At 65.1% G+C, this 15902-nt stretch carries 10 protein-coding genes; 7 read left to right on the forward strand and 3 right to left on the reverse strand.

Annotated features, from left to right (window positions below; translation table 11 throughout):
• Positions 1–3: 3 nt before the first annotated feature.
• The gene (locus tag Q9246_RS15115) at positions 4–2355 is read right to left on the reverse strand and encodes a Tex family protein (protein WP_306391415.1); all 2352 of its coding nucleotides are present in this window, start codon (positions 2353–2355) and stop codon (positions 4–6) included.
• A gap of 240 nt (positions 2356–2595) precedes the next feature.
• On the opposite strand from Q9246_RS15115, the gene Q9246_RS15120 reads away from it, so the two are divergent.
• Positions 2596–5709 (forward strand): DEAD/DEAH box helicase, encoded by a 3114-nt coding sequence (locus tag Q9246_RS15120; protein WP_306391416.1) that lies wholly within the window; start codon positions 2596–2598, stop codon positions 5707–5709.
• Here Q9246_RS15120 and Q9246_RS15125 read toward each other — a convergent pair.
• Positions 5706–6599, reverse strand: a complete 894-nt coding sequence (locus Q9246_RS15125; protein WP_306391417.1) for a LysR family transcriptional regulator — start codon at positions 6597–6599, stop codon at positions 5706–5708. The two genes, Q9246_RS15120 and Q9246_RS15125, sit on opposite strands and share 4 nt — an antisense overlap.
• Before the next feature lie 90 nt (positions 6600–6689).
• Here Q9246_RS15125 and Q9246_RS15130 point away from each other — a divergent pair, with 90 nt between their 5' ends.
• Complete coding sequence (locus tag Q9246_RS15130) at positions 6690–7436, forward strand: sulfite exporter TauE/SafE family protein (protein WP_306391421.1); 747 nt, start codon at positions 6690–6692, stop codon at positions 7434–7436.
• A gap of 54 nt (positions 7437–7490) precedes the next feature.
• Here the strand turns inward: Q9246_RS15130 and Q9246_RS15135 are convergent, their stop codons facing one another.
• Positions 7491–7739, reverse strand: coding sequence for a DUF3297 family protein (locus Q9246_RS15135; RefSeq protein ID WP_306391422.1), 249 nt, complete (start codon positions 7737–7739; stop codon positions 7491–7493).
• Between Q9246_RS15135 and Q9246_RS15140 the strand changes: the two genes are divergently transcribed.
• From Q9246_RS15140 to Q9246_RS15160, 5 genes are all read left to right on the forward strand, one after another.
• On the forward strand, positions 7738–7923 hold the full coding sequence (locus Q9246_RS15140; protein ID WP_306391424.1) for a hypothetical protein: 186 nt from the start codon (positions 7738–7740) through the stop codon (positions 7921–7923). The two genes, Q9246_RS15135 and Q9246_RS15140, sit on opposite strands and share 2 nt — an antisense overlap.
• A gap of 12 nt (positions 7924–7935) precedes the next feature.
• Complete coding sequence (locus Q9246_RS15145; protein WP_306391426.1) at positions 7936–9054, forward strand: sensor histidine kinase; 1119 nt, start codon at positions 7936–7938, stop codon at positions 9052–9054.
• A 272-nt stretch (positions 9055–9326) separates the two neighbouring features.
• Positions 9327–10007, forward strand: a complete 681-nt coding sequence (locus Q9246_RS15150) for a response regulator transcription factor (protein WP_306391428.1) — start codon at positions 9327–9329, stop codon at positions 10005–10007.
• A 208-nt stretch (positions 10008–10215) separates the two neighbouring features.
• Entirely contained in the window at positions 10216–10926 is a 711-nt protein-coding gene (locus Q9246_RS15155) for a transposase (RefSeq protein ID WP_306391429.1), read from the forward strand.
• Between the two features lie 249 nt (positions 10927–11175).
• Entirely contained in the window at positions 11176–15891 is a 4716-nt protein-coding gene (locus Q9246_RS15160; protein ID WP_306391430.1) for a glutamate synthase-related protein, read from the forward strand.
• Positions 15892–15902: the final 11 nt, after the last annotated feature.

Genomic DNA, 15902 nt, shown 5'->3' on the forward strand with positions numbered 1-15902 from the left:
ACCTTATTTGCGCAGCTTGGCGAAGGCGTCGGCCATCGCATTATTGGCCGGCGGCGCCGAGCGTTCCTGGCGCTGGTGCTGGGCCACCCGCTTGGCGTCGTTGCGGTCGGCACGCTGCTCGGGCCGCGCACCGGCCTGCGGCGCGCTGTCCGACAATCGCATGGTGAGCGCGATGCGCTTGCGCTTGGGGTCCACTTCCAGCACCTTCACCTTGACCACCTGGCCGGCCTTGACCACCGTGTGCGGGTCCTTGACGAAGGTGTTCGACAGCGCCGAGATGTGCACCAGGCCATCCTGGTGCACGCCGATGTCGACGAACGCGCCGAAGGCGGCGACGTTAGTGACCACGCCTTCCAGGATCATGTCCGGCCGCAGGTCCGAGATCTCCTCGACCCCTTCCTTGAAGGTGGCGGTGGTGAATTCCGGACGCGGGTCGCGGCCCGGCTTTTCCAGTTCCTTCAGGATGTCGCTCACGGTCGGCACGCCGAATTTGTCGTCGGCATACTTCGACGGATTCAGGCCCTTGAGCAGCGACGCGTCGCCGATCACGGCCTTCATGTCGCGCTTCACATCGGCCAGGATCTTCTCGACTACCGGATACGATTCCGGGTGCACCGCCGACGCATCGAGCGGATTGGCGCCATTCACCACGCGCAGGAAACCCGCCGCCTGCTCGAAGGTCTTGTCGCCCAGACGCGGCACTTTCTTGAGCGCCGCGCGCGAGGGGAAGGCGCCGTTGGCGTCGCGGTAGGCCACGATGCCTTGCGCGACCGTATTCGACAGGCCCGAGACCCGCGCCAGCAGCGGCGCCGAGGCGGTGTTCACGTCCACGCCCACCGCATTGACGCAATCCTCGACCACCGCGTCGAGCGAGCGCGCGAGCTGGGTCTGCGACACGTCGTGCTGGTACTGGCCGACGCCGATCGACTTCGGATCGATCTTCACCAGTTCGGCCAGCGGATCCTGCAGGCGGCGCGCGATCGAGACCGCGCCGCGCAGCGAGACATCCATGTCGGGTAGTTCGCGCGAGGCGAATTCGGACGCCGAATACACCGAGGCGCCGGCTTCGGACACCACGATCTTGGTCAGTTTCAGTTCCTGGTTTTGCTTGATCAGGTCCTGTGCCAGCTTGTCGGTCTCGCGCGAGCCGGTGCCGTTGCCGATCGAGACCAGCGACACCTTGTGTTTCGCCGCCAGCTGGCCCAGCGTGTGCAGCGCGCCATGCCAGTCGTTGCGCGGCTGGTGCGGATAGACGGTGGCGGTGTCGACCACCTTGCCGGTGGCGTCGACCACGGCCACTTTCACGCCGGTGCGCAGGCCTGGGTCGAGGCCCATGGTGGCGCGCTGGCCGGCCGGCGCCGCCAGCAGCAGGGCCTTCAGGTTGCGCGCGAAGACGCCGATCGCATCCTGTTCCGCCTTGTCGCGCAGGGCGCCCATCAACTCGGTATCCAGGTGCATGAAGCTTTTCACGCGCCAGGTCCAGCGCGCGGTGTCCTGCAGCCATTTGTCGCTTGGCCTGCCTTGCGCCTTGATGCCGAAGCGCGCCGCGATGCGGCCTTCGCAGGGGTTCAGCGGCGCGTCCCACTTCGGTTTCTCGGGTTCGGAATCCAGGCGCAGGCTCACGTCCAGCACGCCCTCGCGGCGGCCGCGCAGCAGGGCCAGCGCGCGGTGGGACGGCACGGCGCCCAAAGGCTCGTTGTAGTCGAAGTAGTCGGCGAACTTCTCGCCCTCGTCTTCCTTGCCGGCGACGACCTTCGATTCGACCACGCCGTGGTCCTGTACGTACTCGCGCAGCGATTGCAGCAGTTCGGCGTCTTCCGCAAAACGCTCCATCAGGATCTGGCGCGCGCCGTCCAGGGCGGCCTTGGTGTCCGCCACGCCGGGATTGGCGCCACCGTCGGCGTTCGTGAAGGCTTCGCGCAGGTAGCCGTTCGCGACTTCTTCCGGATTGAGCGAGGGATCGGCCAGCAGGCTTTCCGCCAGCGGCGCCAGGCCGGCCTCGATCGCGATTTGCGCCTTGGTGCGGCGCTTCTGCTTGTAGGGCAAATACAGGTCTTCGAGCCGGGTCTTGTCTTCGGCCAGGGCGATGGCCTGCATCAACTCGGGCGTCATCTTGTTCTGTTCCGTGATCGACACGACGATCGAGGCGCGGCGGTCTTCGAGCTCGCGCAGGTAGCGCAGGCGTTCTTCCAGCAGGCGCAGCTGGGTGTCGTCAAGGCCGCCGGTGGCCTCCTTGCGGTAGCGGGCGATGAAGGGCACGGTGGCGCCTTCGTCGAGCAGGGCGATGGCGGCGGCCACCTGGGCCGGCCTGGCGGCGAGTTCTTGGGCGAGGCGTTGTTCGATGGATGGCAGCATGGATCGTGGATCGTGGATCGTTGTATCGAAGGTCAAGCGATCAATGATACCCGGTCGTCGACGATGCGCCAGTCTTGACAGCGCCACACGAACATGAGAGAACAACCGGTTGACGTGACAGCGTGCGCTTTGCGTACCGATGAGATTTGTCCGCTACGTGCGATTCCGAACAAAACGGAAGTGTTCGTATGCGAGATAATGCCGTTTATTGCATTTTTTGATACCGAGTCAAGAGACCCAATGACCACAGTCGATTATCTTCGCGAGAAAGCCAGCGATGCACCTCCGGTCCGCGCTCCCGCACGTTCCCCGGCCCTCCCAGCGCCGGTGGTGAGCTGGCTGCAGCGGGTCGAGGCGGCGGCCCACCCCCAGCCGAAGCTGACCGACGAAGTCGTCGACCCCAAGGCCGCGCAGTACAAATTCGTCTACGTCATGGCGCCCACCAGCGGCGGCCGCCACGTGGCGCTATGCCTGTGCAAGGCGCGCCTGCGTCCGAACGGCGACGTGGCCGCGGCCAGCCCGGTCAGCGAAGTGTTCTCGCTGCTGTCGGCGCCGCCCGCCTACCTGGAAGGCGACGACGTCGACCTGGTGCGCTTCTTCATCGCCATGCGCAGCGGGTCGGCCCAGGGCACCAGCGCCACCGAGCCCAAAGGCAAAGTCGGCGCGATCCTGCTGCAGATGCTGCTCGAGCAGGGCAAGCTGCTGTGGGCGAACTCGTGGTCCGACATGGCCAGCGGCCTGGTGTATCCGCTGCAGTGCGGCCCGACCCGCCTGGCCAGCCTGGCCTGGCGCGACGAAGGCCGCGTGGCCAAGCTCGGATGGTCGGTGGAGCCGGTCGGCGGCGCCGCTACCCATAGCGCGGCGGACCAGATCGATTACATGCTGCCGACCGACCCGCCGTGGTATATCGACAACCTGTCGTGCGGGCCGCTCGAACTCAATCGCGGCGGCATCGACATCTCGCTGGCCGAACTGCAGGCCCTGGTGGCGCAAGCCCCGGCCTTGAGCGGCACCGATAAAAAACGCGTTTCGCAGCTACTGCTGGCCCACGGCCTGCAGGCCCTGATGCCGCTGCCGCAGCCACTCACCCAGCGCCTGCGCAACGATGTCAAACCGATACCGCACCTGCTGCTCGACGCCGTGCAGCTCGCCGACGGTAACGTCACGCGCTGGCAGGACTTCGCCGTGCTGGCCTACGACTACGACGGCCAGCGCGTCTCGTTCGACCCGTCGCAGCGCGTGGTGCGCCAGATCGGCGACCTGACCGAGATCATCGAGCGCGATCCCAAGGCCGAGAGCGACGCCCTCGATAAACTGGGCGAGATCGGCTTCCGTAAGCCATCCACCGCGCCGTTCAACGCCATGGCCGGCGCGCTGCAGCTCGAAAGCCAGGCACACTGGCTGCGCTTCGCCGAGAACGACGTCGACGCGCTGTCCGACGCCGGCTGGCACCTGCAGAAATCGAACAAGTACCGGTATGACGTCGTCCCGGTCGAAGACTGGTATGCCGACATAGAAGAACCGGCGGAAGCAGGCAATGCCTGGTTCGAGCTGGAGCTGGGCATCGTGGTGGCGAAGAAGCGCGTGCCGCTGCTGCCGGTGCTGGTGCAGCTGATCCGCAGCGCGCCGCTCGAATTCGATCCGACGGTGCTGGCGGCGCATGCCGAGGCCGACCAGATGCTGGCCGTGCTGCCCGATGGCGTGCGCGTGGCGCTGCCGTGGGGCCGCCTGAAACCCATTCTCGCCACCCTGGGCGAGCTGTACTTCAACGACAAGATCAAGGGCAAGCTGCGCCTGTCGACCCTGGACGCCGCGCGCCTCGAAGAGCTGGCGCGCGGGGTCGAACTGCGCTGGACCGGCGGCGAACGCCTGCGCGAGACCGGCCGCAAGCTGAGCCAGTTCGGCGCGGTCAAGAAGGTCGAGGCGCCTGCCGGCCTGCAGGCGACCCTGCGCGACTACCAGCTCGACGGCCTGTCGTGGATGCAGTTCCTGCGCGAGTACGACCTGGGCGGCATCCTGGCCGACGACATGGGCCTCGGCAAAACGGTGCAGACCCTGGCCCACATCCTCACCGAGAAGGAAGCCGGCCGCCTCACCAGCCCGGCCCTGGTGATCGCCCCGACCAGCCTGATGGCCAACTGGTTCGACGAGGCCGCGCGCTTCGCGCCGAGCCTCAAGGTCCTGCTCCTGCAGGGCAAGGAGCGCATGGACCAGTTCGACCAGATCGATGGCGCCGACATCGTCCTGACCACCTATGCGCTGCTGCCGCGCGACGAAGAAGAACTGCGCAAGCACCACTACCACCTGGTGATCCTGGACGAATCGCACTACATCAAGAACACCCGCTCCAAGGCGGCGCAGACGGCCGGCTCGCTCGACGCCAGCCACCGCCTGTGCCTGTCGGGCACCCCGCTCGAGAACCACCTGGGCGAATTGTGGTCGCAGTTCCACTTTCTGCTCCCGGGCCTCCTGGGCGACGAAAAGACCTTCAATACGCAGTTCCGCCATCCGATCGAACGGCAGGACGATCCGGTGCGCCGCACCTTGCTCAATCGCCGCATCCGTCCCTTCCTGCTGCGCCGCACGAAGGACCACGTGGCCAAGGAGCTGCCCGAGAAAACCGAGATGGTGCGCCGCATCGAGCTGTCCGGCCCGCAGCGCGACCTGTACGAGACGGTGCGCCTGGCGATGGACAAGAAGGTGCGCGACGAGATCGACCGCAAGGGCGTGGCGCGCAGCCAGATCGTCATCCTCGAGGCGCTGCTCAAGCTGCGCCAGGTATGCTGCGATCCGCGCCTGGTGAAAGCGATGCCGTCCAAGAAGAACACGGCAGCGGTATCGGCCAAGCTGACGGACCTGATGCAGATGGTCGAAGACCTGCTGGGCGAAGGCCGCAAGATACTGGTGTTCTCGCAGTTCACCAGCATGCTGGGCCTGATCGAGGAAGAACTCAACGCCCGCAACATCCCGTATGCGATCCTCACCGGCGAGACGCGCGACCGTTCGGCCCAGGTGGCGGCCTTCCAGCAGGGCGCGGTGCCGATCTTCCTGATCAGCCTGAAGGCCGGCGGCGTGGGGCTCAACCTCACCGCGGCCGACACCGTGATCCACTACGACCCGTGGTGGAACCCGGCGGCCGAGAACCAGGCGACCGACCGCGCCTGGCGCATCGGGCAGGACAAACCCGTGTTTGTGTATAAACTGATCGCGAAGGGCACGCTGGAAGAAAAAATCCAGCTGCTGCAGCAGAAGAAATCCGAGCTGGCGCAGTCGATCCTGTCCGAAGGCGAATCGCAGAAGATGGCGCTGACGCAGGAAGACCTGCAGGCGATCTTCGCGCCGCTGGACGATTAATTCGGTCTATTTGCGCCGAGATGGGACAGCAGGCTGCGCATCGGCGCGGCCAGGCTGTCCCACTCCTTCCAGCACAGGCATAGCTGGCGCCGGGCCCATGGCTCGTCCAGCGCGATCGTGCGAAAACCATGGCGGCGCCGGTGGCGCGTGGCCACGTTCTGCGGCACGATCCCGATGCCCACGCCGTGGGCCACCATCTCGCATAATCCCGTAAACGTCGTCATCCGCACGCGCAGCGCCAGCGCGCGTCCGGCCGCCAGTGCCTGCGTATCGATATGGTCTTGCAGGGCGCTGCCGTGGGCCAGGCCCACGAAGGCTTCGTTCAACACGTCGGCCAGGCGTACCTTTCCTGAATCCGCCAGCCTATGGCCAAGGGCCATGATCAGCACCAGGTGGTCGCGCTCGACCGGCTGCAGGTGCAGTCCTTCCGCATCGACCGCATCCGACACCACCCCCGCCTCGACCAGCCCGGCCGCGATCGCGCGCACGATGTCGGCGCTGGTGCGTTCCTTCAGTTCGACGTGCAAGCGGGGGCGTGCGGCCAGCCACGGCGCCAGCCGGCGCGGCAGGTAGTCGGCCAGCGCCGCGGTATTGGCATGCAGGTGCAGGGTGCCTACGGCGCCCTGCGCGAAGTCGCGCAATTCGCCCTTGAGCAGCGCCTGCTGGCGCAGGATCAGGCGCGCGTGGTGGGCCAGCGCCTCGCCGGCCTGGGTGGCGGCCACGCCGCGCGGACGGCGCTCGAACAGCGCCACGCCGGCTTCGAGTTCGATGCTGCGCAGCCGTTCGCTGGCCGAGGCCAGCGCCAGGTTGGCGCGCGCGGCGCCGGCCGAGATGCTGCCGGCGTCGAGGATGCACAGGAACAGCCGCAGGTCGGCCAGGTCGAGCCGCATGGTGCGCCTTTCTCTGCCTTCGGAATAGCCGAAGGCGGCAGTGGGAAAACCGCATTGTGCCGGGGAAGGCCGGCTGGTTCAATACGCGCCATGAACGAATCCTCTCATCTGCTTGCCATCCTCTTCGCAACCTTCCTGCTCGCGGGCCTGGTCAAGGGCGTCACCGGCATGGGCCTGCCCACGGTGGCCATGGGCTTGCTGGGCATCGCCATGGCGCCGGCCGCCGCCGCCGCGCTGCTGGTGCTGCCGTCCTTCGTGACCAATGTGCTGCAGACGATGGCGGGTCCGTCGATCGGGCGGCTGGTGGCGCGCCTGTGGCCGATGTTGCTGGGGACCGTGGTCGGCACGGCCGGCGGCGTGGTGCTGCTGGCGCGGGTCGATCCGCAGACGGCCAGCCTGGCGCTGGGCCTGACCCTGATCCTGTACGCCGGCTATGCGCTGGCCGCGCCGGACCTGGCGCTGCCGCGGCGCCATGAATCCTGGCTGGGACCGGTGGTGGGCGTGGCGACGGGACTGGTGACCGGCGCCACCGGTGTGTTCGTGGTGCCTGCGGTACCCTATCTGCAGGCGCTGCGGCTGGACAAGGATGAACTGGTGCAGGCGCTCGGCCTGTCGTTCACGGTGTCGACGGTGGCGCTGGCCATCGGCCTGGCGGCGCACGGCGCCTTCGCGCTCGAGCAACTGGGCCTGTCGGCGCTGGCCATCGCGCCGGCGCTGCTGGGGATGTGGGTCGGGCAGGCGATCCGGGCGCGCATCGGCGCCAGACGCTTCAGGCAGTGCTTCCTGGCGTTCCTGGTCGGGCTGGGAATGGAGCTGGCGTCGCGCTCGCTGGCTTGAGCCGAACCGGGCGCTGGCCGGAAGACACGCGGCGCAAGGCCGCGTGGAGATGGCTTACTTGTAGAAGGCCTCGACCTTGCCCTTGAGCTTGATGAGCATCGGCTTGCCCTTGCGATCGAGGGTCTTGCCGGCAGCGACTTTGATCCAGCCTTCGCTGAGACAATACTCTTCGACGTCGTAGCGATCCTTGTCGTTGAAACGGATGCCGACTTCGTGCTGGAACACGTCACGGTTGTGGAATGGGCTGCTCGGATCGATCGACAGCCGGTCTGGGAGCGGGGGAAGGGTTGCAGTATCGTTCATGCGCGAATTATCCCTCAACTCGCCGGGCGATGGCGCATTTCTTTGCGCGGGCATCGTGCATTTTCGCGCCGCGGAGCGGCAATCATGGCTTACCGGCGACGAGATATTTCACAAACATCTTTTGCGGCTGCGTTTTGCGGCTGTATACTTGCTGGTAAACCTGACATCCTTGCCAGTTGGTTAAGAAAGAGCCTTGATGACGTCCCGCCCCCATGCTGCCACGCCGCCCTCCGCCCCCGTCCCGGACTGTCCCGACGACGAGACCTTGTCGGCCAGGCAGTTCCGCACGATCGCCGAACTGGGTGGCGACGTGGCCTTCGCCATCGCGCTGCCCGCGCGTCGCCTCGGCTACCTGAGCCCTGCCTTCGGCGCGCTGAGCAGCTTCGCCCCCGATGCGCTGCAGCAGGCGCTCGACAGCGACGGCGGCTCGCCGCTGGCGCCGCTCGCGGCCTGGCTGCGCGAGGCGGCCGGCGGCGAACCCGGCGCGCTCGGCCGGCGCGAGTTCGACCTGCTCGATGCCGAGGGGCGGCCGCTGGCGCTGGAAGCCCTGGCCACCGTCATGCGTGACGAGCCATCGACCCTGGTCGGCCTGCTGCGCGACCTGTCGGCGTGGCGCGCCCATCAAAGCGAGCAGAAACGCTTCGCCAGCATGCTCAACCACGAATTCCGCACCCCGCTGGCCACCATCGACGGCGCCATCCAGCGCCTCGAGGCGACCTCGAACCACGCCGACGAACCGACCCGCACGCGCTACCGCAAGATCGGCGCCGCGGTCGACCGCCTGATCGGCATGCTCGACGAATACCTGTCGCCGGACCGCATGGCCGCGCTCGGCCGTTCGCGCCAGCCGAACACGATCACCGTGGGCGACCTGGTCGAGACCGGCGCCACCCAGATCCGCGCGGCCGGGCGCGAAGCCGTGCTGCGGCTGGACCAGCTGTCCACGAGCGACCGGAAGCAGTTGACGCTGCGCGGCGAGCCGGAGGGCTTGCGGCTGGCGCTCAAGGTCTTGATCGACAACGCGCTGGCGTTTTCGCCGCCGTCGGCCGCCGTGGTGCTGCGCGCCCGGCGCAGCGGCGGCGGGATCGAGGTGGCGGTGCTCGACGGCGGCGCCGGCGTGCCGCCGGAAGACGTGGCGCGGGTGTTCGACAAGGGCTACCGCGGCCGCAACGCCGGCGGCATGGCCGGCAGCGGCCTGGGCCTCTACATGGCGCGCTCGATCGTCGAGGTGCATGGCGGGGTGTTGAGCCTGGCGCCGGGCGAAGAAGGGGCGGGCGCCGAATTCCGACTTTGGATGCCGGCGCTGGGCCTCTAGTGTCCTGAATTGGAAGTTCGTTGAATTAATACGGCGAGAATCGGCCCGATACTGCGTCGCAAATGCGCGAGGCCACCCGGTCTTGCTGTGCTTTGCTCCTTGTCTAGAACCGATTTCGCCGCATTAATTATTCAACGAACTTCCAATTCAGGACACTAGAAGAACAACTCCTTGCTTCAGACCGCCTCAGCAGTGATAATCGGACCGCGACCCGGCGTGGATAACGCTACCATCGGCATCATTGCCGGGTTGAAGAACAATATGGCCAAGGCATGACGCAGATATTGATTGTTGAAGACAATGGCGAATACGCCGACGACATGGCCGAGTTCCTGAAGGAACTCGACCACGAAGTGACGATCGCCAGGACCGCCAGCGAAATGTGGGCGGCGCTGACGCGCACGCCGGCCGCGGTGGTCGTGCTCGACCTCGGATTGCCGGACGAAGACGGTTTCAACGTGATCCCCCGCATGCGCCAGCTCTATCCCGAGATCGGCCTGCTGGTATTGACGGGCCGGGTGGCCTTCGACCACCGCATCCTGGGCCTGCGCCTGGGCGCCGACCATTATTTGACCAAGCCGATCAAGTTCCCCGAACTGGCGGCCCACATCGAAGCCCTGGACCGCCGCGTGCGCCCACCGGACCCGGCCCCGGCCCCGAGCAAGTGGACCCTGCGCGTGAGCGCGCGCCAGCTCGAGCTGATGGGCAAGGTGATCGACCTGACCGAAAAAGAGTGCAACTTCCTGCACCTGCTGACGATCAACACCCGTCCCGTCCCGCGCCATGTGATCGTGGCCGGCATGGGCGGCGAAGACCCCGACGCCAGCCGCCGGGTCGACATGCTGGTCTACCGCCTGCGCAAGAAAGCCCGCTCCGGCCTCGGCCAGGACCTCCCGCTGCGCAGCGCCTACGGCGAAGGCTACAGCCTCTCCGCCGGCTTCACCCTCAATTAGGGTCAGAGTAGAATTATTGGCCAATTTCCTCTGCATTTTTGCTGGTTTTATACAAATTTGCGCAAAATAGCACGGCGATCATTGCTTTGGTCTTGTATGTCCAATAAATGGGGGCAGAGTCAGCGCGTTTTCGCGGCGGCTTGCGATTAATTAGGGACAGAGTCGATTTCTATTGTAGAATTCCCTGCTCAACATTTGAGCAGACGCCATGGCACGCCAACCCCGACTCATCGTTCCCGAGCAACCGCACCACGTCATCCAGCGCGGCAATAACCGCCAGGTGATCTTTCGCGAACAGGCCGATTACCAGCGCTTCCTGGTCTGGCTCAAGGAGGGCGCCAAGTTCTATGACGTGGCAATCCACGCCTATGTGCTGATGCCGAACCACCTGCACCTGCTGGCCACGCCGAATGACGCCACCGGCCTGGCGCTGATGATGCAAAAGGTGGGGCGCCTGTATGTCCCCTGGTTCAATCACAAGTACGAGCGCAGCGGCGGCCTGTTCGAAGGACGTTTCCGTACCTCGCTGATCGATTCGGACCGCTATTTCATGACCTGCAGCCGCTATATCGAACTCAATCCCGTGCGTGCGCAGCTTTCCATTGCCCCGGAAGACTATCCGTGGTCGAGTTATGCCCACCATGCCGGCATCCGCACCGACACCCTGGTCGCCGATCATCCCTTATTCTGGGGGCTGGGCAATACGCCATTCCAGCGTGAGGCCGCTTATATCGACATGGTCCGGCAAGGCCTGAGCACAGAAGAGGTCGAATTCATCACGGTCGCGATCCTGAAGAACCAGCCGCTGGGTTCGGTTAACTTCAAGAGCGAACTCGAGCAAAAAACGCAACGCCGCATCTTGCCGGCCAAGCGTGGACGTCCGTTCAATCCCCCCTTGCCACCGCTTTCAGTCGCCTGAAACGGCGAATTCTTGACACAACGGCGCGGTTATTAGTGCCGTTTTTTTTCCCAAATTCTTATATAAATCAAAGGCTTGATGTTCAACCAAGTGACATTAAGCAACTTCAATCGACTCTGTCCCCAATTAATCGTCAAGACAAAAAGTTGTCAAACAATTCGACTCTGACCCTAATTATTCTGGTTGACGGCGTATTTTGCAGTGCACTATTCTCGGCATTCGATCCCGAAAAGTTGTGGAGAATGTCGCATGATTGCCCAAGGTTTGTATGATCCCGCCAATGAACACGATGCCTGCGGCGTCGGCTTCATCGCCCATATCAAGGGCAACAAGAGTCATTCGATTATTGAACAGGGTCTGCAGATCCTGAAGAACCTCGACCACCGGGGTGCGGTCGGCGCCGATGCGCTGATGGGCGACGGGGCCGGCATCCTGATCCAGATTCCGGACCAGTATTTCCGCGACGAGATGGCCAAGCAGGGCATCGAACTGCCGCCGCCCGGCGAATATGGCGTGGGCATGGTGTTTCTGCCGAAAGAGCATGCGTCGCGCATCGCCTGCGAACAGGAGATCGAACGCGCCGTGCGCATCGAAGGCCAGGTCGTGCTGGGCTGGCGCAATGTGCCGGTCGACGAGACCATGCCGATGTCGCCGTTCGTGCGCGCCAAGGAACCGGTCATCCGCCAGATCTTCATCGGCCGCGGCCCGGACATCATGGTCACCGATGCACTGGAACGCAAGCTGTACGTCATCCGCAAATCGTCGGGTCACGCGATCCAGGCCCTGAAACTCCTGCACGGCAAGGAGTTCTTCGTGCCGTCGATGTCGGCGCGCACCATCGTCTATAAAGGCCTGCTGCTGGCCGACCAGGTCGGCGTCTACTATAAAGACCTGCAGGATCCGCGCTGCATCTCGGCCCTGTCCCTGGTCCACCAGCGCTTCTCGACCAATACCTTCCCCGAGTGGCCGCTGGCCCACCCGTACCGCATGATCGCCCACAACGGCGAGATCAATACCGTCAAGGGCAACTTCAACTGGACCCGCGCGCGCGAGGGCATGCTCAAGTCGGCCGTGCTGGGCGAAGACCTGAACAAGCTGTTCCCGCTGATTTACGAAGGCCAGTCCGACACCGCCTGCTTCGACAACGCGCTCGAACTGCTGGTGATGGCCGGCTACCCGGTGGCTCAGGCGATGATGATGATGATCCCGGAAGCCTGGGAAAACCACACCGCGATGGACGACAACCGCCGCGCCTTCTACGAGTACCACGCGGCGATGATGGAACCATGGGACGGCCCGGCCGCCATGGCCTTCACCGACGGCCGCCACATCGGCGGCACCCTGGACCGCAACGGCCTGCGTCCGGCGCGCTACGTCATCACCGAGGATGACCTGGTCGTCATGGCCTCCGAGTCGGGCGTGCTGCCGATCCCCGAATCGCGCATCGTCAAAAAATGGCGTCTCCAGCCGGGCAAGATGTTCCTGATCGACCTCGAAGCCGGCCGCATCATCGACGACAAGGAGCTGAAAGACAGCTTCGCCAACGCCAAGCCGTATAAGGCCTGGATCAAGTCGGTGCGCATCAAGCTCAATGAAGTCAAATTGTCCGAGTCACAGCTGATGGCGGGCCGCGCGAAAGACGCGCAGGGAGAGAAGCAGCCCCTGACCCTGCTCGACCGCCAGCAAGCCTTCGGCTACACGCAGGAAGACCTCAAATTCCTGATGGCCCCGATGGCCGTGCTGGGCGAGGAAGCCACCGGCTCGATGGGCAACGACTCGCCGCTGGCCGTCACCTCGAACAAACTCAAGCCGCTGTATAACTACTTCAAGCAGCTGTTCGCGCAAGTGACCAACCCGCCGATCGACCCGATCCGCGAAAGCATGGTCATGTCGCTGGTGTCCTTCATCGGCCCGAAACCGAACATCCTCGACACCAACAACGTCAACCCGCCGATGCGCCTGGAGGTGTCGCAGCCGATCCTGGGCTTCGACGACATGGCGCGCCTGCGCGCGATCGGCCAGCACACCGGCAGCAAGTTCAAGGCCTATGAGCTGAACATCTGCTATCCGGTCGCCTGGGGCAAGGAAGGCATCGAAGCCTCGCTGGCCTCGCTGTGCGCCGAAGCGGTCGACGCCGTCAAGTCGGGCCACAACATCCTGATCGTGTCGGATCGCCGCCTGTCGCCCGACCTGGTCGCGATCCCCGCGCTCTTGGCCACTTCCAGCGTGCACCAGCACCTGGTGGCAAAAGGCCTGCGCGCCTCCACCGGCCTGGTGATCGAAACCGGCTCGGCGCGCGAGACCCACCACTTCGCCCTGCTGGCAGGCTACGGCGCCGAAGCCGTCCACCCCTACCTGGCCCTGGAAACCCTGGCCGAACTGGCCCACGGCATGCCGCACGAGATGTCGGCGGAGACCGCGAGCTACAACTACATCAAGGCGATCGGCAAGGGCCTGCTCAAGGTGATGTCGAAGATGGGCATCTCCACCTATATGTCCTACTGCGGCGCGCAGATCTTCGAAGCCGTGGGCCTGAACAAGTCGCTGGTCGACAAATACTTCAAGGGCACCTCGTCGAACGTCGAAGGCATCGGCCTGTTCGAAGTGGCGGAAGAAGCGCTGCGCCTGCACGCGCTGGCCTTCGGCAACGATCCGGTGCTGGCCAATAGCCTCGACGTCGGCGGCGAATACGCCTTCCGCGTGCGCGGCGAAGACCACCTGTGGACGCCGGACGCGATCGCCAAGCTGCAGCACTCGACCCGCGCCAACAACTTCTCGACCTATAAAGAGTACGCCCAGCTGATCAACGACCAGACGCGCCGTCACTTGACGCTGCGCGGCCTGTTCGAGTTCAGGATCGATCGCGACAAGGCGATCCCGATCGAGGAAGTCGAACCAGCCAAGGACATCGTCAAGCGCTTCGCCACCGGCGCGATGTCGCTCGGCTCGATCAGCACCGAAGCCCACGCCACCCTGGCGATCGCGATGAACCGCATCGGCGGCAAGAGCAATACCGGCGAAGGCGGCGAAGATCCGGCGCGCTACCTGAACGAATTCAAGGGCATCGCGATCAAGAAGGGCGAGAGCCTGTCCTCGGTCCTGGGCAAGGACCGCGTGATGGTCGACATCCCGCTCGAAGAAGGCGATTCGCTGCGCTCGAAGATCAAGCAGGTGGCCTCGGGCCGATTCGGCGTCACCGCCGAATACCTGAACGCGGCCGACCAGATCCAGATCAAGATGGCGCAAGGCGCCAAGCCGGGCGAAGGCGGCCAGCTGCCGGGCCATAAGGTGTCCGAGTACATCGCCAGCCTGCGCTTCTCGGTGCCGGGTGTCGGCCTGATCTCGCCGCCGCCGCACCATGACATCTATTCGATCGAAGACCTGGCCCAGCTGATCCACGACCTCAAGAACGCCAACCCGCGCGCTTCGATCTCCGTGAAACTGGTGTCGGAAGTCGGTATCGGCACCGTCGCCGCCGGCGTATCGAAAGCCAAGGCCGACCACGTGGTGGTCGCAGGCCACGATGGCGGTACCGGCGCCTCGCCGCTGTCCTCGGTCAAGCATGCCGGCACCCCATGGGAGCTGGGCCTGGCGGAAACCCAGCAGACCCTGGTGCTGAACGGCCTGCGCAGCCGAATTCGGGTTCAAGCAGATGGCCAGATGCGCACCGGCCGCGACGTCGTCATCGCCGCCATGCTGGGCGCCGACGAAGTGGGCTTCGCCACTGCACCGCTGGTGGTCGAAGGCTGCATCATGATGCGTAAATGCCACCTGAATACCTGCCCGGTAGGCGTGGCCACGCAAGACCCGGTCCTGCGCGCCAAGTTCCAGGGCAAACCTGAACACGTCGTGAATTACTTCTTCTTCGTCGCCGAAGAAGCGCGCCAGATCATGGCCCAGTTGGGCATCCGCAGCTACGACGAGTTGATCGGCCGCGCCGACCTGCTCGACAAATCGAAGGCGATCGGCCACTGGAAGGCGCAGGGCCTGGACTTCTCGAACATCTTCTACCAGCCGCAAGTCGACTGTCGCACCTCGCTTTACCACACCGGTGAGCAGGACCACGGCCTGGACAAGGCGCTGGACCACAAGCTGATCGCGCAAGCCAAGGCCGCGCTGGAGAAGGGCGAGCGCGTCTCGTTCATCTCGCCGGTGAAGAACCTGAACCGCACCGTCGGCGCCATGCTGTCGGGCGAAGTCGCCAAGCGCTATGGCCACGCCGGCCTGCCGGACGACACCATCCACATCCAGCTGCAGGGGACCGCGGGCCAGTCGGCGGCGGCCTTCCTGGCCGGCGGCATCACGATCGACCTGGTCGGCGAAGGCAACGACTACGTCGGCAAGGGCCTGTCGGGCGGCCGCATCATCGTGCGGCCGAACACCGAGTTCCGTGGCTGGGCGGTGGACAACATCATCGTCGGCAATACCGTGATGTATGGCGCGATCTCGGGCGAAGCCTTCTTCAACGGCGTGGCCGGCGAGCGCTTCGCGGTGCGTAACTCGGGCGCCATCGCGGTGGTCGAGGGTTGCGGCGACCACGGTTGCGAATACATGACCGGCGGTACCGTGGTGGTGCTGGGCGAAACCGGACGCAACTTCGCGGCCGGCATGTCGGGCGGCGTGGCCTTCGTCTACGATCCGAAAGGCGAGTTTGCGGGCCGCTGCAATACCACGATGGTCAACCTGGAACCGGTGCTGTCGGCCAAGGAGCAGAGCGACCCGGCGGCCTGGCACAGCCAGACGCGCAATGGCGAACGCGAATGCGACGAGACCATCCTGCGCCGCCTGATCGAACGTCACTTCAAGCACACCGGCAGCACGCGCGCGCGCAACCTGCTCGACGACTGGGCCAATAGCCGCGCCAAGTTCGTCAAGGTGTTCCCGACCGATTACAAGCGCGCCCTCGAGGAGATGCACAACTCGAGCATGGAAGAAGCGAACGACAAGATTGAATTGGCGGCCTGAGACCGCGGAAC

It is taken from the genome of Telluria beijingensis (genome assembly GCF_030770395.1).
GTDB lineage: Bacteria > Pseudomonadota > Gammaproteobacteria > Burkholderiales > Burkholderiaceae_D > Telluria > Telluria beijingensis.